This is a genomic window from Limnoglobus roseus, assembly GCF_008254045.1.
Lineage (GTDB): Bacteria > Planctomycetota > Planctomycetia > Gemmatales > Gemmataceae > Limnoglobus > Limnoglobus roseus.
On sequence record NZ_CP042425.1, the window covers coordinates 3,029,517 to 3,046,348 of the forward strand.

Sequence of the window (16,832 nt, forward strand, 5' to 3'; positions counted from 1 at the left end):
TTACCCCTCATGGACCGCTACTGGCTCCTCACCTGGACCTGCTACGTGACCTGGCTTTCCGGCAATGGTCACGGCTTCGTCGGCAACCTTCGCGAAGCGGACGGGTCGCACGTCAATCACAACATCCCCGGCACGCCCTGCGACACCGACTTCCCCTTGCTCGAAGCCTGGGTCCGGCAACACATGACTGGCGATCCGGTCTCTTTGGGCAAGCCCGAAGCCGATGCGATGATTGCTCAACTTCAGGAAACGGCCCGCGTTCGAAAGTGGAGCCTCGAAGCCGCGAGCGTGATGTTCAACCACACGCACGTCGTGGTCGGCGTCCCCGGCGATCCCGAACCGGGGCACGTCTTGGAGACGTTCAAGAGCTGGGCCACGCGGGCGATCAAGACGTTGCGAACCCTCCCGCCGAACGGCACATTTTGGACGGCGAAAGGATCGAAGCGGAAACTAGAGGACGAACGGGTGGTGAAGACCGCGGTCGTGTACGTGGCGAAGAAGCAACCGCACCCACTCGCAACGTGGTGGGCGACGCCGTGGCAGGAGTTGTTAGAGGATTGGGATTTGGCGAGCCGAGCACCGTAAGGTGCCGGGTGTATGTCAGCGATACTCACCCGGCATCTTACGGTGCTCGGCTCGCCTTAAACGTACAGGTGCCCTTCGTGCCGGTAGCGCGGGTGGCGGGCGATGGCCCGGTGGTCGGCAGCGGCCACGGCGCGGGCCGCTCCCACGGCCGCAATGACGGCGTCCATCGCATCGCCGCCGGGATTCCGCATCATCACCCGCCGGAACTTGTCCGCGATCTTCACCTCCCCGCCGAGCCAGTCCAGAATCGCGTGCCGCGTGAGTCGCCGCTTGCGGGTCAGGGGGCCGCCGAGCGGTTGCTTGTAGTTCTGGTGCGGCACCTTCACCCGCTTCAGTACCGAGCCGGGGCAGCACTCGACGACCACCCGCTTCGCGCGGGCGAGTTTCCGGTACTGGAACGGCAGCACGGCCGTGCCCGGCGTTTGCCGCAGCGGGTTGACCACGTCGCGCATGCCGAAGAACGTCTGGTAGATCAGCCGGTAGTGGAACGTGTCGAACGGCGTGCGGGCTTCCGCGTCCGACGCCCGCAGGATGTGCTTCCGCTGGAACAACTCCGTCGCACGGCGGACGCACTCCAGACCACACCCGTAGGCGTCTTCCTCCCACTCGGCCAGGAACGCGAACTGATCGGCCCACGGCGTTCCGTGCGGGAAGAGTTCGAGCGGCAGGCCGAACGGGAAGTCGAAGCCCCAGAGAGCGCCTTCGGACGCCAGGATCATCGCGACGAGGTGTTGCAGGGCCGCCGCGCGTTCGGCCGTGCCGCAGAGCGACGTGAGCGACCGCAGCGACGTGACCGCGAACCCGCGGCGCGTTGGGGCGAGTTCCGCGACCCAGATGGTGTCACCCGCTTGACGTGCGCCGCTGAAGTCGACGCCGTAGAACCGCTCGAACTGTGGGAGTTGCATCCCAACAGAGTAGCCACAGCCGCAGCCGGTTGGGTAGGTCGGAAGCCGTCCCCGCCAGTTCCCGACACCCGGCCCGGATTCTTCCACTCGTTCACCTGTCCACCGATGCGATTCCCTGGTAGCGTAAACCGTGCATTCCCCACTGGGACACTGACGTTCCAGACTCCAGCTTCCCTTTCCCGACACGGAGGATCGTGAATGGCGTTAGCCACACGGGAAACAGTTTCTGACCGGGCGACCCCTCTCGACGTTCTCCACGACATGGTGGGGAAATTTCGACAGGCCGTCGAAGGGTTGGTTTTCACAAACTCTCCCTCTTCGCTCAGCAGCGTGACACAGTTGCTCTCGATCGTCCCGCTGGACGTGTGTGAGAAACTGTGTGCCGCCGCCGCTGTTGTGTCGCCGGGAGAAATCCGCCGGTCGTTCCCGAACGAGGACCGCCTGCTCATCGACATGGTGCTGGCGATGTACGACAACCTCCGCGTCGACGCAGGGCCGCGAACTCCGACGAACCACCTGGCGGAGTCGGCCCGTGTCGGCTGACGGCCTGACGCACTTCGACGCCGCCGGGGCGGCCCGCATGGTGGACGTCGGGGCGAAAGCGGAAACCGACCGCACCGCCGTCGCCTCGGCCGTCGTGCGGATGCTCCCGGAAACGCGGCAACGAATTCAGGATGGCACGGCCTCGAAGAAAGGGGACGTGCTCGCCGTCGCCCGTCTCGCCGGCATCATGGCCGCGAAGAAAACCGGCGACCTGATCCCGCTCTGCCATCCTCTTCCCCTCACGTCCGTCGCCGTTGATTTTTCCTTTCCAGACGATCCCGCGTTGATCCGGGTGGAAGCCCGCGTGCGAGTTTTTGCCCGAACGGGTGTTGAAATGGAGGCCCTGACTGCGGTTAGTGTGGCAGCCCTGACGGTCTACGACATGTGCAAGGCCGTGGACCGCGGGATGATCCTCGAGCGCGTGCAGTTGGAAGAGAAGGCCGGCGGACAGTCCGGCCCCTTCCGCCGCCCCGCCGACTAACAACAGGGTTGCCATGACCACCCTCCTCGGCGGTAAGCCGACGGCCAAAGCGTTGCCGTTCGCCCCGATTCTCGCCGACCTCGACGCGGCCGACCGCGCGTTCGCGAACACGCTCGCCCAGTACCGCACGCCGTTCGCCTCGCTGATCGAGCACCTCAAGCACTACCGCGGCAAGCGGCTCCGCCCGGCCCTGATGCTGCTCACCGCGAAGGCCGTCGGCAAGATTACCCCGCAACACCACACGCTCGCCGCCGCCGTCGAGATGATCCACACGGCCACGCTCGTTCACGACGACGTGCTGGACGAAGCCGAGATTCGCCGGCACGTCCGCACGGTGAACGCGGAGTGGGGGAACAAGATCAGCATCCTGCTCGGCGACATGCTGTTCACACACGCCTTCCACCTGACGAGCCAGGTCGACCGCCGGGCGTGCGAACTGATCGGCGACGCCACCAACCGCGTGTGCGCCGGCGAACTCCGGCAGGTCAGCGAACGCGGCAACCTGAATCTGTCCGAGGCCGATTACTTCGCGATCATCGACGGGAAGACGGCCGCCCTGACGGAAGTGTGCTGCCGCCTCGGCGCGATCCACGCGGGGGCGACGGAGTTCGTCGCCGACAAGCTCGCGAATTTCGGCCGCTGCCTCGGCATCGCGTTCCAGATCGCCGACGACCTCCTCGACCTGACCGGCGACGAGGGCAAGACCGGCAAGACCCTCGGTACCGACATCGAGCAACAGAAGCTCACGCTGCCGCTGATTCACTGCCTGTCGCAGTTGCCGGAGGCGGACGCGGAGGACTTGCGAACCGCAATTCGCTCCGGCGATCGCCCGGCGACGGCGGCGCTGCTGGCGAAAACCGACTCGCTGGAGTATGCGAAGCGGACGGCCGACGATTACGCGAGCCGTGCCCGGCAGGAGTTAGAATGCCTGCCGCCGTCCGAGTGCCGGGCGATCCTGCAGAAGCTGACTGAGTGGGCGACCCGGCGGGAGAAGTGAGGTTTATGGGCGGAAGCCCAGGGACGGCCGTCCCTGGGCTTCCGCCCATAAACCATGTCCCCCTTCATGAAACCGGCGCGTACCCTTTGCCGGTCTTCTCGACGATGAGTTTATCGTACTCCTTCCGGGCCTTTTCCTCACTCGCGAACTCTTTCGCCTTCTCCTGCCCGGCCGTGCCGATCTTCCCCCAGCGGGTGGTGACGGTCGTGCCGACGAGTGCGACTTCCCAGAACTTCTCGTCAACCTCGAACCGCCGCGGGCCGCCCGTCGGCGGCGCGACCACGATCACTGGGGCCGTGTCGGTACGGACGCGGAGGAAACTGGGGAAGCGTGGGATGCCGCCGTCCGAGAGTTCCTGATAGCGGAAGGTGATCGTCGTGCCGATGGGCGGCGGGTTGGCCCGCTCGTGGTCGCTGAAGCCGGTGCCGACGCTGAACGCCTTGCCGTTCGGCAGCTTCACCGTCACCGCCCCGAGGCGGCCGGCGTGCTTCCCCTTGCCCGGTTCGTGGCCGGTGACGACGGCCTCCGCGTCGAGGAAACTCTTCACCTTCAACAGCGTGCTCGACCGCCCGGCGACGTACTTCGACCCCGGTTGTCGGAGCATCAGTCCCTCGCCGCCGAGGGTTTCGATTCGCTTCAACTCGGCGCGGAGGTGTTCGGTGTCGTGGCACGCGGCGTGGGCGAGAACCTCGGTGTACGAGTTCTGCCAGCCAGGGAAGGACGCCTTGAGGAACTGAAGGCGGTCCTCGAACGGTTCTGCCCGGCCCGGCGCGTCGAAGACGAGGAAGCGGACTTCCTTCCACAACTCGTTCTTGTCCTGCCGGCGGACGATGCTGACGGTCCGCTGGAACTGCTTGCGGCCGATCCAGAGTTCGCCGTCGAGTGGCGTGTCCGGCAACCCTTGCGTGAACCAGTCCGGGGCGTGGTAGAGGTTGCCCTGCCGCGAGAGGAATTGCTTGCCGTCCCAGTAGGCCCGCACGCCATCGAGCTTCTCGCTCATCCACCAGCCGGCCAAGTTCTGGGCGTTGTCCCACGACTCGGCCAGCAGCACCGGCGGCCCGGCGACCTCTTCGCCGTCGGCCGCCGCCTTCACCGGCTTCGCCGGCAGGGCACCGCCAAGGCGGGCTTCCTCGGCGGCGTCGCCGCGGAGCTTCCGCAGGTGCTTGCACGTCCGTCGCTCGATGCCGACGGACTGATTCCGCCACGCCGGGCAGGTACAGGCGTAGACGCCGCCGGTGTTCTTGAGGACGTAGGGCTTGCTGCCGGAACCCTGCACTTCAACGCTTTCGCCGTCCGCGAGATCGGGCATGGTGACGCTCCTGTGAGGATGGGGGAAGGGTAGTCGGTCGGTGGGTCAGGTGCAATCTCGGTGATGCCTTTTGGAACCCAGAGCGGAAGCGACGGGGTGAAAGACTATCTTTCACCCCGTCGCTTCCGCTCTGGGTTCCATGAACCGACGACCTATCCTGATGACATGACGCCGTTCGCCGATGAAATCGCTCGTTGCCGCTCCGCCCAGGTTGCGTGGTCGCAGTTGCCGATCCGGGACCGCCTCCGGCCAGTTCGCGAGTTCAGATACTTGCTCGTCGAGCAACGCGACGACCTGACCGCCGCCGTGGAAGCCGACGTTCGCCGCCGGCCGGACGAAGTCATGGCGACGGACATCGTGCCGGTGGCCGCGTGCGCGAAATTCTTACAGAAGCGGGCCGCCGCCATCCTCGCCCCGCGGAAAGTGGGACGACCGCCGTTGTGGTTGATTCGCTGCCGCGACGTGGTCCACCGCCGGCCGCGCGGTGTCGTCGGCCTCATCGGCACCTGGAACTACCCGATCTTTTTGAACGCCGTGCCGATCCTGCACGCCCTCGTCGCCGGCAACGGCATCCTGTGGAAGCCGAGCGAGCAAGCCCCGCGCACGGCCGCCGTACTGCACACGCTGTTCCTTCGCGCGGGCTTCCCGGCGGACTTGCTCCAGAAGTTGCCCGCCACGCGGGAGGCCGGGCCGCAGTTGATCGAAGCCGATCTCGACTTCCTGCACTTCACCGGCTCCGAGACGGTCGGCCGAAAGCTCGCGGCGCGGTTGGGCGAACGGCTCATCCCGTCCACGCTGGAGCTGTCCGGTTGCGACGCCATGTTCGTGCTGGCCGACGCGGACCCGGCAAAGGCGGCCCGGCTCGCGTGGTACGGCAGCACGCTCAACAACGGCCAGACCTGCCTCGGCGTGCGGCGGGTGTACGCCGAGAAGGGCGTGTACGGGCCGCTCAATCTGGCCCTGCACCGGCTGGTAAAGGAATCGCGGCCCGTCTCCCTTGTGATGGCAAGCGAAGCGAAGCACCTCGAACAGATCGCAAAGGAAGCCGACGAGGCCGGATGTGACGTCGTCCCGGATGACCATCCTCCGCTGGCCGCTGACGAAGTGCCACCGACGGTGATTTTTAACCCACAAGCTCGGCCGAATCTGGCCGCGAACCGGGATTCGCTCTTCGCTCCGCTGCTCACGGTGACGCCGTTCGAAACGCGAGAAGAAGCCCTGGCGCTACACGCCGAATCTCTCTTCCGCCTGACGGCGTCGATTCTCTCGGCGAACGCCGCGGCAGCTCAGGAACTCGCCGAGAAGCTGCCGGTGGGATCGGTGGTTATCAACGACACCATCGCCCCGACGGCCCACCCCGAGACGCCGTTTGGCGGTCAGCGGGCGAGCGGGTGGGGCGTCACGCAGGGGGCCGAGGGGCTGTTGGAAATGACCGTGCCGCAGACGGTGACGGTGCGGAAGGGGACGTTCCGCCCGCACGCCCAGGACCGGGGCGGTCAGGGCGACATCGCCCGCGGCGTCTTGCGGCTGACTCACGCCCGCCGCTGGCGGGACCGCTGGCGCGGCCTGTGGCAGATGGTTCGCGGGATGAGACGGGGGTAACGGCCGTTAGAAATCCCGCCCGCGCGGGTACTATGATAGACACACCTACCACCCCCTTTTCTGGGAACGCACATGGACAAGCAACCCGATGTCGTCGTGATCGGCGGCGGGCCGGCGGGCAGCACGGCGGCCACCATCCTCGCCCAGCACGGGCACAGCGTCACGCTGCTGGAGCGCGAGAAGTTCCCGCGGTTCCACATCGGCGAATCGTTCATGCCGGACACGTACTGGATTCTCCGCCGGCTCGGCATGGTCGAGAAGATGAAGACCAGCGACTTCGTCCAGAAGTATTCGGTGCAGTTCGTCAACGCCAGCGGGCAAGAGTCGCAGCCGTTCTACTTCTTCGAGAACAACCCGCACGAGTGCTCGCAGACGTGGCAGGTGCTCCGCAGCGAGTTCGACGAAATCCTCCTCCGCAACTCCGAGAGTTTCGGCGTGGACGTGCGGGAAGAAACGCGAGTCCTCGACGTGCTGTTCGACGGCGACCGGCAGACCGGCGTTCGCATCCGCAACAAGGACGGCACCGACGAGACGCTGACGCCGAAGGTTGTGGTCGACGCCAGCGGGCAGTCGTCGGTCATCGCCCACCGGCTGAAACTGCGGCAGACCGACCCGAAGTTGCAGAAGGCGTCGGTGTGGAGCTACTTCAAAGGGGCGAAGCGAGAGCCGGGCAAGTTCGACGTGGGGGCCACGCTCGTCCTGCAACTGAAGGACAAGAAGGGCTGGTTCTGGTACATCCCGCAGCACAACGACGTGGTCAGCGTCGGCGTCGTGGCCGAGAAGACGGATCTGTTCCGCGACGACAGTTCCGCGGAGGAAATCTTCTGGCGCGAAGTCGAGAACTGCCCGGCCATCAAGCAACGGATCGAGGGCAGCGAGCGGGTGGACGTGTACCGCACGACGAAGGACTACACCTATCGTTCGACCCGGTGTGCCGGCGACGGGTGGGTTCTGGTCGGCGACGCCTTCGGCTTCCTCGACCCGATCTATTCGACCGGCCTGCAACTCGCCTTCCGCTCCGGGTCGATGGCCGCCGACGCCATCTCCGAGGCGATCAAGGCGAACGACTTCAGCGCGGCCCAACTCGGCAAGTGGGGGCCGGACTTCGTCACCGGCATGGACCGCATCCGCAAGCTGGTCTACGCCTTCTACGAGGGGTTCAACTTCGGGGCGTTCGTGCGGAAGTACCCGCACCACAAGCGACACATCACCGACCTGCTCATCGGTGACTTCTTCAAGGACGCGATCGACGAGGTATGGGAGCCGCTCGCCGACGTGATCCGCAGCGAGGCGGAGAAGAGGGAGATGGCGACCGCCTGACGCGAGTTCGAATGGCGGGCCGCCCGATGGGCGGCCCGCCGCTATCATTTCTCCATGCCCCGCCCATTCCTCACCGCCGAGTGGCGGAACCTGATCCTCGTGAACTACCCCGTGCCGGACCGCCTCGTGCGGCCGCGGTTGCCGACCGGCGTCGAACCGGACGTGCGCCGCGGCTCGTGCTGGGTCAGCCTCGTCGGCTTCCAGTTCCGTCGCACGCGGGTCTTCGGCGTCGGCTGGCCGGGGTTCCGCGACTTCCCCGAGTGGAACCTGCGGGCCTACGTCCGCCGCGGCGACCAGCGCGGCGTCCTCTTCTTCCGCGAATTCGTGAAAAGTCGGTTCATCGCGAGAATGGCCCGCACCGTCTACAACGAACCGTACCTCGCCACGCCGATCACGGAGCAAGTCTCCGAAGAAACGGCGACTTACCGCGTTTCGTTCGGCGGCCGGTGGCACGAACTGCACGCCGCCAGCCGCGGACCGGCTTTCGTTCCGGCGGCGGGTTCCGACGAACACTTCTTCACCGACCTCGCGTGGGGCTACGGCCGGACCCGCCGCGGCGTCTTCGCGCAGTACGCAGTGACGCACCCGACGTGGTCGGTCTACCCGGTGGGCGAAAGCCGCGTGGACGTGGATTGGGAGAAGCTGTACGGCCCCGAGTGGGGCGAGATGAACGGCCGCGATCCGGCGAGCGTGGTCTTCGCGGAAGGGTCGGGTGTGAGCGTGTACCCGGCGATGCGAGCGTAGTCGCAAGGATTTTGAGCCGCGGAGCGGCGGATGTTAGCCAGGGAGGGGTGTAAACCCCTGGAACGTCCCGCCCAAAACAGAAGCCCCGGCGGGGCGGAAGATTCTTCCGCCCCGCCGGGGCTTCTTCGTTGTTCTCTCATACCAGGGGCTTACGCCCCTGGCTAACGTCTACCGCCGCTCCGCGGCTCAAAACCCCTCAGCCCATCAGCACTTCGCGCTCGGCGGCGACGGCGGTTTCCGTCAGGTGGGCTGCGGTCACGCCGATGCGCTCGAAGCACTCGGCGACGATGCTGTTCGGCGTGCTGAACAGCGTGATGAGCAGGTCCATCTGCGACATACACGAGCGGCCGTAGTCGTGGGCCCGGCTGCTGGCGTCGCGGAGCAACCGCAGGACGTTGTCCGAGAAGAACTCGCGGTTCAAGAGCAGCGGTGGCACCGGCTCGGCTTCCTGGTAGAACAGGTCGCGGAACTGGTCGAGCAGTTTGTTCGTGTCCGCCCCCAGGCGCGACGACCACGCGGCCATGCCGGGGTCCGGGCAGGCGAGCAGGCCCATAAACAGGTGCGGCGTGCGAACGCTGTCCCAGTTCGTGGCCCGCGTGAAGCTCAAGGCTTCACGAAGGGCCTGGGCGGTGGCGTCATCAACCACGTCCGGCCGGAGCCGGCCGCTGATGAGGAAAATGTCTTCGTCAGGTTGGTCAGCCATGGGGGACTCAGACAAGAAATTTGCGGAAATACGCGAAATCTACCCGTGCAGGGGATTATGCCGAGTGCAGGGGTTGCCCGCAAGGTGGTGTTGAAAACAGGGGTTGGATTTTCCTCGACGGTGTCGGGAACGGCCACAACACTTTCGAACGTATTTGCTGGGCCGTGAAGGGGAATTAACGACGGCCCGCCGGACGTCGGAGATTCCGGCGACTTCCGGCGGGCTGTCATCTGCGGGATGAAATCGAAACCGCCTACCCGGCCAGGGTCGCGGCCAACGCGGCCGGTTGGGCCGACTTCAGGCCGACGACGTTCATCACGGCGAGGGTCTGGTCGTGAAAGTAGTCGCCCGGTTGCTCGTGGTAGACCTTCTCCATCAACTCTTTCGCGATGGTCCGCAACCGTGGGGCGGTGAAACTCGCGACCGAGTCGCCGATTGGCTTCACGAACAGTTGCAGCGGCACGCTCGCCGTCGGGTCTTCGTTGTCGTAATCCGGCGTGATGAGTTCCAGCCCCTCGACCCACAGACCGCCGACTTTCTCGAAGGCCCGCACGCGGGCGTTCCACAGGCGGTGGGCCGCCTCGCCCTCGTCGGCCGTCGGCCGGTGGCTTTCCCAGATCACGAACGGCAGCGACTCGCCGGCGTAGGTCGCGTCGGCGGCGAAGGCCGTGAACATCGATTCGAACAGCCGCGAGCCGACGCCCTGCTTGCGGGCCTTCTCGGACACGCCGACGTAGCAGATGTAGCCGCCGAAACCGGGGATGAACGCCCCGTAGGCATAGCCCAGCAGCGCCTCGGGGTCGTCGAAGTTCGGGCCGGCCGTGGCGAGGATGAGGTGCTTCATCCAGCCCGTCGGCCGGCGGACGTTCTTCTCGCCGGCGGCCCGCTCGATCCACATCCACGGGATGCGTTCGCCGGCGGCAATCGTGCCCTCGTACAGCCTTTCTGCGGCCGCGAGGACGGGCGTCCCTAACTCGGTCGGCTCCCAGCAATAGACTTTAGAAAAGGCCATATCGTCACCGTGTGGCGTTGGTTTTTCTGCGGATGCGTTGCCTTCGTTCTGCTGGCGAATTCTACCGAGAGGTTCGGATTTCTCGGGTGTCCGACAATACTCCGGCGGCGGTAAGTTCGGGTGAAGGCCGCGTGAAGGCGGCTGGAACCTCCGGGCCGGGAAGGGAGTTACGATGGGCAAAAAATCTCCACAAAAGTACAGTTACGATTATCCCCGCCCGGCCTTGACCGTGGACGTGGTTCTCGTGTCCCGTGAGGGACGCCCCAAAATCCTCTTGATCCAACGCGCAGGCGATCCTTTCGCGGGACTTTGGGCACTGCCGGGAGGATTCGTCAATGAGAACGAACGATTAATTGATGCTGCGAACCGCGAACTCGAAGAAGAGACGGGCTTGCGAATCAACGATCTGGAACAGCTTTACACGGCCGGCGATCCCGGCCGTGACCCGCGCGGGTGGACGGTGAGCGTGGTCTACCTCGCGCGGGTGGACCCGGAGCAGTTGAAAGTGAAGGCCGGTGACGATGCGGCCGACGCGAAGTGGTTCCCGCTGGACAAACTGCCGAGGTTGGCGTTCGACCACGCGATGATTTTGGACCGGGCGAAGACGCGGCTGGCAGACCGCCGCGGCTAGATGCCGTGGTACAAGAGTTTCTCGAACGGCGCGTACTGAATGCCCATCGCGAGTGCGTCCGTCTTCGCCCGCTCCTGAAACAGCCCCGCCGCCGGCACGTCGATGCCGGCCGAGGCATTTTCAACCATCAACACGTCGAAACCGGCCTGCCGCAAATCGCGCGCGGCGAAGTAGCAGCAGATGTTCGTGGCGATGCCGCAGACGACGACGGTGTAAATGCCGCTGGCCTTCAAGAACGCGGCGAAGCCGGGGTGCTGGGCCGTGACGGCATACGCTTCGAAGTCGCGGTCGTAGCCCTTCCGCCAGACGGCCGAGAAACGGTGCGTGTGCAGCCCCGGCAGGAACTCGGCCCCCGGCGTGCCCTGCACGCAGTGCGGCGGGTAGAGGTTGTCGCGCCGGCCGAGGAACGAGCAGTGGTCCGGCGGGTGCCAATCCTGCGTCGCATCAACGCGGGCGAACGGCAGCGCCAGCAGCGTGTTGACCGCCGGCACGATCGCCGACCCGCCCGGCACGGGGAGTTCGTCCGGGCAGAGGTCGGTGAAGCCACGCTGGGCATCGACGACGAGGAGCGAGGATGTCATTTCTTGAGTTGACCGCGGTGGATGAGCGCGTTGCCCTGTGCCCCGGCCCGTGACTCGAACGAGACAACGGACGGCTGCGGCGACGCGGAAACTAGCCCTCCAGATCTATGTTCATTGCGCATACCTGCCTCGTTTTGAGTTTCGAACAGCCTGTTTACAAGGGCAGGGTCTAATCGCGTAGGGTTGACGTTGTCAGCCAGTTGTTGAACCTCTCCGATTACGTCGGCTGTTCCACCCTGATTGCTTCCGGCAGCAGCATTTGAAAGTGTTCGTGTTGCCACGGATCGTCCACTGAATTGGATTGGCTGTTGGCTGGATGCCTGAGCCGGAGGGGCGTTAATGGCTCCACCTACCATGAATTGCCCTGCGCGCGTTGGCCGGTCCACTGGTTCGAAGGCTATGTTGGCCGAACTCACGCCACCATATGATCTGCTAGTTTCGCCATCGACTTTCGCCACCAAGAACTTCTCCGCCTCCTCCCGCGTCGCTACGGCGGCCTTCCCGTCCTTCGGCATCTGCGCCACGGCATCGGCGGCGGCCGACTTCAGCAGCTTCGGCCACGCTTTCTGGAAGAGTAGTCGCGAGCCGTACACGTCGGACGCGATCACTTGGCCGTTCACGGCGATGACCACGCCGACGGCGTCGTGATAAGCATTCGCCAGGCCGCCGAGGTCTCGCTCGTAAGCGGCCAGCTTTGCCCGCAGGTCTTTGTCTTCGAGGGCCAGTTGCAGGCTCGTCGGTGAGGGGTTAGCCGTCACCGACTTGCCGAGGTTGCGGGACAGGTCTTCCTGGCACTTCGCCACGTTCGCCCAGACCGCTCCCTGCTGCTGCGCGACGTTCGCGATGCGGATTTCGTTGCCGACGGCGAAGTCGTTGCTCGTCTCGAACTTGCCGGACGCTTCCTTCCCTCGGCCCTGCCACCGGCTGTGCTCGCAGCAGTTCGCCGGGCACGGCACCTTGCCCGAGTTCGCTTGAATCAGCAAGTCCTGCGAGATGAGCCGGTCTTGCTTGCCGCCCTTCACTATGTCGCCAGATTGCAGGAAGAGTTCGTGGTCGGCCGACAGGTTCTCGACTTGCAGCATGTTCACGTTGCTCGTCTCGTGGACGACCGCGAGGCCCTTCTCCAGGGCCTCTTGCAGCGTCAGGATGCGCTTGCTGTCGAGCACGTCCGACCCGCGGAGGATGAAGACTGTGAGGTTGTCGTGCGCGTGGCCGGTGGAGAGCGTGACGGGCGGTTCGGCCGCCGTCCGCTTCGGGGAACCGCTGAACGACCAGAGGGCCGCGAGGCCGGTGAGTAGTACGAGCAGAGATGCCTTCGCAGACATGGGACTTCCTCCTGATGAGACGGCTATCAACAGAACGGTCCAACCGCTGCCAGTCTAACAGATGGAACGCGAGGTGTTACAAATTGTTGGACGTTGCCGCTCATTCGGAGGTTCCGAGCAGCTAGCCGAGGTTGTTCGTGATTTACTCCCTCTCCCCCGGCTCTGAGGGGGAGAGGGTTGGGGTGAGGGGGGTGACGTTCTTCCCTGTGAAACGAGCTTCCGAGGGATACAGGCATTCCCCCTCACCCCAACCCTCTCCCCCTCAAAGCCGGAGGAGAGGGAGCAATACCAAACATCCGACACCGGCCGGGCGTTTGGAATGCCCGGCTACTTCTTCGGCACTGCCGGGGCCGGCGGCGTGTCGCTGCGGGTCAGGGTCATGGCGACTTCGCCGTGTCCCGTCCACGTGGCCTTCTCCAACTTGATGTCCATGTCCGCCTTGACGGACAGCCGGGAGGTCACGACTTCCCCGGTCTCGGTGTCCACGCGGACGGTGCCGTCCAGGTTGCCGCGGACGTTGATCCCCTCGCCCCGCTTCGTCTTCAGCGGGCCTTTCATTTCGAAGACCGCCAGCGTCTTGCCGCCCTGTTGGCTAACGCCGAGGTAGGTGAACTTCACGTCCACCGCCGAGGACACGCTCGCCCAGGACGGCCCGATGTCGATCACCCGCTGGGCCTTCCACGTCTGCAACGGCTTGATCTCGCCGCTCGGCAGCGGCAGGGCCATCAGGTCCACCGACTGAAGGATCTGGTCGGTGATGATCTGCATGTCTTCGCGGGGGCCGGGCGGGACCTTGTTGACGTTCGCCTTGGCCTTCTCGACGCCGCCGTCGGCGGCCATCTCCACGTCGGCCGTGACGTTGCGAAGTTGCTGGATCATCGCCTGGATGCCGGCCTTGTTCATCGGCTCGTTGTCCATGTTGATGGAGAAGTCCAGGCCGGTGTAGTTGTGGACAAACCGGACCGGGGCCTCCATGCCGGCCCGCTGTTCGCGGAACTTCGGGTGGACGTTCATCTTCAACGAGTGCGTTTCACCGCTCGGCTCCCGGAGCTTCAGTTCTGCGTCGTTCGTGAGTTGAACGTAGCCGACCGCCTTCGGCTTGTAGGTCAGCGTCACGGGCGTGCGGTCCACGGGGATCGGCCGCACGCCGATGGCCGCCCGCCAGTGGTTCTTGCCGTCGCCGTCGGTGTAGGTGGTCCGGAACCAGTACGACTGATTGTCGGGCCGCGGCGGCAGGGTGAGTTCGCCCGAAACCTGGGCGCTGCCGTCCAGCGGCACCTTGAACGCCTTGAACCCGAAGTCGTCGGCCGCCGGTTTCGGCTCGACCTCGGCCGCCGGCCGTTGCGGGCCGGGCTTGCCGACCCAGAAGAGGATCTCGGCCGACTTCAACTTCTTGAGCGGATCGACCACGGTGACGCGGTACGGCACCTTGACGTCCGCCCCGTCCTTGAAGGCCAGGTCGACCGTCAGGCCGCTGATCCGGCCGTTGAGGAAGTTCGCCGCCGCCTCGGCCGGGATGGCCGGTTGCGGGACGGCCTTGGTGTTGGACGCCACGCCGATCACGTCGCCGGCGGACGACAGGATCGGCCCGCCGCTGTTGCCGAAGTTCGTGCCGCCGCTGATGAGGAGTTGCGACGGGACGCCGCTGGCCAGCTTCCGCAGGCCGGACACGGACGACTTCACGACCGTCAAGTCCTTCCCCTGCTCGCGGTCCTTGACCGGCGTGTAGCCGAGAATGTAAACGTCCTGCGTCTCCGTCACGCCGGCGGCCTTTCCGAACTTCACCGGCGGCGGCAGGTCGTCTCCCGCCACGCGGACGGCAGCCAGATTGGCCACCCCGTCAATGCCGAGGACGGTGCCCTCGACCGGCCGCGTGCCGTCCAGGTTGACCTCGATCTTCTCCGGCGGCGGGCTGCTCGGGTCCAACATGCCAAGGGTGCTGGCGTTCGTCAGAATCACACTCGGCTCGCCGGCGAAGAAGCCGCTCCCCTGGGCGATCTTCCCGTTACCAAGGAAGACGCGCAGGCGGACGGTGGCCTTCTTCACCGCGTCCAGGGCGGCCGGCGGAATGCCGTCGGCCCGGGCTGAAGCAGTTGAGACAAGGGCCGCCGCAATCACGGCAACCCACAGCGGGGAGCGTTTCATCATGGGCACTCACAAATGGAAAAGAAGGGCCAGGGGCGCGCCTGAAAGGGCGACCACGCTGGTCACGAAAAATGAACTAGAGACGAGCGGAGGCAGATGGATGAACGCTCACGCCAGGGTACGACCGACCCTGGTGCCCCGAGAATCATAGGGCCGGTGTCCGCAATCGGCGAGAGCGTGCCGCGTTGAAAGCGCCGCGGCACGGCCCTACGGCAGTTCCTGCGGCCGGTCGCGGAACGTCACCTTGCCGTCGTCGAAGTCGAGTTGCCAGACGCGGTCGAACACGCCGTCCTTCCAGTCCTTCGGGGCGTCGGCCGCTCCCAACTTCTCCGCGAACGGCGGCAGAGCGTGGTGCTTCCAGACGATCAACACCGTCTTGCCGACGTACTTCGGGTTGCGGAAGAGTTCGCTCGTCAGCTTCGCAAAATCGTCGTCGTCGAAATTGTCGTTCACCGGCAGGCCCAGCTTCTTGCCGAGTGGCTTCGCCGTTTCGATCGACCGCACGCTCTTCTTGGAGGTTGCCGCCGCGAACAGGAAGTCGGGTTTCGGGAACGGCTGTTGCCGCTTGTCCGACGCCTCGAACAGTTCGTACAGAGCGGCCGCCCGCACCTTCCCCTTCGCGTTCAGACCGGCCTCGCCCAACTCCTCCGGTGGCTTCTCGGCGTGTCGAATCAAGAGAACGTGCTTCGGGCCGGTCTTTTCGCCCACGGCCGGGGTCGCCGCTTCGCAGCCGAGGGCCAGGATCGAGAAGACGAGTGCGACACAGGTTTTCACGGTGCGGGAGCCCCGAAGTTGTTGGGTGGACAGTGCTTTATTCTAGGGCCCCGGCCTACGGCACGATGATTGCTCCCTCGGAATGACAGGGGGATTATCATGCGTCTCTCATCCGTCACCGTTCGACTGAAACAAACTATCACCACCCGCGAAACGAAGGTCGAGACGGTGCTGACCGTCCACGCCCGCGTCTGCCACTCGGACGACGGCAAGCCCGGCATCCGCCGCGAACGGACGGGGAAGGGCTTCCGGTATCGGGCCGCGAACGGCAAGCTGGTGCAGGACGCGGCCACCCTCGCCCGCATCCGGGCGCTGGCCATTCCGCCGGCGTGGGAACAAGTTTGGATCTGCCCCAAGCCGAACGGCCACGTTCAGGCCACCGGACGCGACGCCCGCGGGCGGAAGCAGTACCGCTACCACCCGGCATACCGTTGCTCACAGGACGGCGAGAAGTTCGACCGCATGGTGGCGTTCGGCCACGCCTTGCCCCGTATCCGCGAGAAGGTGGAAGCGGATCTGAAACTCCCCGGCCTCTCGCGGGAGAAGGTCTTGGCGGCCGTCGTGAAGTTGCTCGACCGCACGCACCTCCGCGTCGGCAATTCCGAGTACGCGAAGTCTAACAAGTCCTTCGGGTTGAGCACCCTTCTCGACAAGCACGTTTCGTTCGCGGGCGGGTCGGTGCGGATGAAGTTCCGCGGCAAGAGCGGCGTCTGGCACGAGCGGGCCATTGCCGACGCGAAGCTCGCCCGAATCGTGCGGAACTGCCGCGACCTGCCCGGCCAACACCTGTTCCAGTACCGCAGCGACGACGGTAAGCCGCGGCCGATCGGGTCGAGCGATGTGAACGCCTACCTCCGCGACGCGGCCGGTGGGGAGTTCACCGCGAAGGACTTCCGCACCTGGGCCGGCACCGTGGCGGCCGTGGACCGGCTGGCGAAACTGCCGTTGCCGGAAACGAAGGCCGCGACCGAGAAGGCCATCGTCGGCGTCGTCCGCGAAGTGGCGGACACGCTCGGCAACACGCCGGCCGTCTGCCGCAAGAGCTACATCCACCCGACTGCCCTGGACGCCTTCGTGAAAGGCCGTCTTCCCTCGGCCCGGTCCCGCGGCGGACTGACGGGTGGCGAGAGGCGGGTACTACGGCTGTTGTCGGTTTAACACTTTTTCACTTCCAG

Annotated in this window: 17 protein-coding genes; 9 read left to right on the forward strand and 8 right to left on the reverse strand. The window is 65.5% G+C overall.

The features are described 5' to 3' along the window. Window positions 1–9 precede the first annotated feature (9 nt). Window positions 10–585, forward strand: a complete 576-nt coding sequence (locus PX52LOC_RS12695) for a hypothetical protein (RefSeq protein ID WP_149110444.1) — start codon at window positions 10–12, stop codon at window positions 583–585. Window positions 586–641: 56 nt separating this feature from the next. On the opposite strand, the gene PX52LOC_RS12700 is transcribed toward PX52LOC_RS12695, so the two are convergent. Further along, window positions 642–1,490: a DUF429 domain-containing protein gene (locus PX52LOC_RS12700; RefSeq protein WP_149110445.1), complete on the reverse strand. Its 849-nt coding sequence runs from the start codon at window positions 1,488–1,490 to the stop codon at window positions 642–644. A gap of 198 nt (window positions 1,491–1,688) precedes the next feature. On the opposite strand from PX52LOC_RS12700, the gene PX52LOC_RS12705 reads away from it, so the two are divergent. From PX52LOC_RS12705 to PX52LOC_RS12715, 3 genes are read left to right on the forward strand one after another with little or no spacing between them, the layout of a single operon-like run. Continuing rightward, a complete protein-coding gene (locus PX52LOC_RS12705; RefSeq protein WP_149110446.1) occupies window positions 1,689–2,033 on the forward strand; it encodes a hypothetical protein in 345 nt (114 codons plus the stop codon). Next, the gene (gene moaC, locus PX52LOC_RS12710) at window positions 2,023–2,514 is read left to right on the forward strand and encodes a cyclic pyranopterin monophosphate synthase MoaC (protein ID WP_149110447.1); all 492 of its coding nucleotides are present in this window, start codon (window positions 2,023–2,025) and stop codon (window positions 2,512–2,514) included. Before PX52LOC_RS12705 ends, moaC begins: the two co-directional genes overlap by 11 nt. Before the next feature lie 13 nt (window positions 2,515–2,527). Beyond that, a complete protein-coding gene (locus PX52LOC_RS12715) occupies window positions 2,528–3,511 on the forward strand; it encodes a polyprenyl synthetase family protein (RefSeq protein ID WP_149110448.1) in 984 nt (327 codons plus the stop codon). Window positions 3,512–3,575: 64 nt separating this feature from the next. On the opposite strand, the gene PX52LOC_RS12720 is transcribed toward PX52LOC_RS12715, so the two are convergent. Beyond that, on the reverse strand, window positions 3,576–4,820 hold the full coding sequence (locus tag PX52LOC_RS12720; protein WP_149110449.1) for a DNA ligase: 1,245 nt from the start codon (window positions 4,818–4,820) through the stop codon (window positions 3,576–3,578). A gap of 165 nt (window positions 4,821–4,985) precedes the next feature. Here PX52LOC_RS12720 and PX52LOC_RS12725 point away from each other — a divergent pair, with 165 nt between their 5' ends. From PX52LOC_RS12725 to PX52LOC_RS12735, 3 genes are all read left to right on the forward strand, one after another. Next, window positions 4,986–6,422: an aldehyde dehydrogenase family protein gene (locus PX52LOC_RS12725; RefSeq protein WP_168218969.1), complete on the forward strand. Its 1,437-nt coding sequence runs from the start codon at window positions 4,986–4,988 to the stop codon at window positions 6,420–6,422. Window positions 6,423–6,494: 72 nt separating this feature from the next. Continuing rightward, complete coding sequence (locus PX52LOC_RS12730) at window positions 6,495–7,742, forward strand: NAD(P)/FAD-dependent oxidoreductase (protein WP_149110451.1); 1,248 nt, start codon at window positions 6,495–6,497, stop codon at window positions 7,740–7,742. A gap of 54 nt (window positions 7,743–7,796) precedes the next feature. Further along, window positions 7,797–8,486, forward strand: a complete 690-nt coding sequence (locus tag PX52LOC_RS12735; protein ID WP_149110452.1) for a YqjF family protein — start codon at window positions 7,797–7,799, stop codon at window positions 8,484–8,486. Window positions 8,487–8,682: 196 nt separating this feature from the next. Here PX52LOC_RS12735 and PX52LOC_RS12740 read toward each other — a convergent pair whose 3' ends face one another. Both PX52LOC_RS12740 and PX52LOC_RS12745 read right to left on the reverse strand, forming a co-directional pair. Further along, window positions 8,683–9,189, reverse strand: coding sequence for a hypothetical protein (locus PX52LOC_RS12740; RefSeq protein ID WP_149110453.1), 507 nt, complete (start codon window positions 9,187–9,189; stop codon window positions 8,683–8,685). Between the two features lie 253 nt (window positions 9,190–9,442). Further along, the gene (locus PX52LOC_RS12745; protein WP_149110454.1) at window positions 9,443–10,201 is read right to left on the reverse strand and encodes a GNAT family N-acetyltransferase; all 759 of its coding nucleotides are present in this window, start codon (window positions 10,199–10,201) and stop codon (window positions 9,443–9,445) included. A 172-nt stretch (window positions 10,202–10,373) separates the two neighbouring features. On the opposite strand from PX52LOC_RS12745, the gene PX52LOC_RS12750 reads away from it, so the two are divergent. After that, window positions 10,374–10,832 (forward strand): NUDIX domain-containing protein, encoded by a 459-nt coding sequence (locus PX52LOC_RS12750; protein WP_149110455.1) that lies wholly within the window; start codon window positions 10,374–10,376, stop codon window positions 10,830–10,832. Here the strand turns inward: PX52LOC_RS12750 and PX52LOC_RS12755 are convergent. From PX52LOC_RS12755 to PX52LOC_RS12770, 4 genes are all read right to left on the reverse strand, one after another. After that, window positions 10,829–11,413 carry an isochorismatase family protein gene (locus tag PX52LOC_RS12755; protein WP_149110456.1) on the reverse strand — a complete coding sequence of 195 codons (585 nt, stop codon included), beginning with the start codon at window positions 11,411–11,413 and terminating at the stop codon, window positions 10,829–10,831. The genes PX52LOC_RS12750 and PX52LOC_RS12755 overlap by 4 nt on opposite strands. Continuing rightward, window positions 11,410–12,738 (reverse strand): ARPP-1 family domain-containing protein, encoded by a 1,329-nt coding sequence (locus tag PX52LOC_RS12760; protein ID WP_149110457.1) that lies wholly within the window; start codon window positions 12,736–12,738, stop codon window positions 11,410–11,412. Before PX52LOC_RS12760 ends, PX52LOC_RS12755 begins: the two co-directional genes overlap by 4 nt. A 327-nt stretch (window positions 12,739–13,065) precedes the next feature. Further along, window positions 13,066–14,886, reverse strand: coding sequence for a S1 family peptidase (locus PX52LOC_RS12765; RefSeq protein ID WP_149110458.1), 1,821 nt, complete (start codon window positions 14,884–14,886; stop codon window positions 13,066–13,068). Between the two features lie 204 nt (window positions 14,887–15,090). After that, window positions 15,091–15,657 (reverse strand): histidine phosphatase family protein, encoded by a 567-nt coding sequence (locus tag PX52LOC_RS12770; protein WP_149110459.1) that lies wholly within the window; start codon window positions 15,655–15,657, stop codon window positions 15,091–15,093. Window positions 15,658–15,756: 99 nt separating this feature from the next. Between PX52LOC_RS12770 and PX52LOC_RS12775 the strand changes: the two genes are divergently transcribed. After that, entirely contained in the window at window positions 15,757–16,815 is a 1,059-nt protein-coding gene (locus PX52LOC_RS12775; RefSeq protein ID WP_149110460.1) for a DNA topoisomerase IB, read from the forward strand. The last annotated feature ends 17 nt before the right edge of the window (window positions 16,816–16,832 follow it).

Bases quoted from the DNA above. Each gene is read 5' to 3' on its own strand.
- PX52LOC_RS12755 (WP_149110456.1), bottom strand. From the start codon at position 11,413: ATGACATCCTCGCTCCTCGTCGTCGATGCCCAGCGTGGCTTCACCGAC.
- PX52LOC_RS12745 (WP_149110454.1), bottom strand. From the start codon at position 10,201: ATGGCCTTTTCTAAAGTCTATTGCTGGGAGCCGACCGAGTTAGGGACG.
- PX52LOC_RS12740 (WP_149110453.1), bottom strand. From the start codon at position 9,189: ATGGCTGACCAACCTGACGAAGACATTTTCCTCATCAGCGGCCGGCTC.
- PX52LOC_RS12695 (WP_149110444.1), top strand. From the start codon at position 10: ATGGACCGCTACTGGCTCCTCACCTGGACCTGCTACGTGACCTGGCTT.
- PX52LOC_RS12730 (WP_149110451.1), top strand. From the start codon at position 6,495: ATGGACAAGCAACCCGATGTCGTCGTGATCGGCGGCGGGCCGGCGGGC.
- PX52LOC_RS12700 (WP_149110445.1), bottom strand. From the start codon at position 1,490: ATGCAACTCCCACAGTTCGAGCGGTTCTACGGCGTCGACTTCAGCGGC.
- PX52LOC_RS12725 (WP_168218969.1), top strand. From the start codon at position 4,986: ATGACGCCGTTCGCCGATGAAATCGCTCGTTGCCGCTCCGCCCAGGTT.
- PX52LOC_RS12765 (WP_149110458.1), bottom strand. From the start codon at position 14,886: ATGATGAAACGCTCCCCGCTGTGGGTTGCCGTGATTGCGGCGGCCCTT.
- PX52LOC_RS12750 (WP_149110455.1), top strand. From the start codon at position 10,374: ATGGGCAAAAAATCTCCACAAAAGTACAGTTACGATTATCCCCGCCCG.
- PX52LOC_RS12705 (WP_149110446.1), top strand. From the start codon at position 1,689: ATGGCGTTAGCCACACGGGAAACAGTTTCTGACCGGGCGACCCCTCTC.
- PX52LOC_RS12735 (WP_149110452.1), top strand. From the start codon at position 7,797: ATGCCCCGCCCATTCCTCACCGCCGAGTGGCGGAACCTGATCCTCGTG.
- PX52LOC_RS12715 (WP_149110448.1), top strand. From the start codon at position 2,528: ATGACCACCCTCCTCGGCGGTAAGCCGACGGCCAAAGCGTTGCCGTTC.
- PX52LOC_RS12720 (WP_149110449.1), bottom strand. From the start codon at position 4,820: ATGCCCGATCTCGCGGACGGCGAAAGCGTTGAAGTGCAGGGTTCCGGC.
- PX52LOC_RS12775 (WP_149110460.1), top strand. From the start codon at position 15,757: ATGCGTCTCTCATCCGTCACCGTTCGACTGAAACAAACTATCACCACC.
- PX52LOC_RS12760 (WP_149110457.1), bottom strand. From the start codon at position 12,738: ATGTCTGCGAAGGCATCTCTGCTCGTACTACTCACCGGCCTCGCGGCC.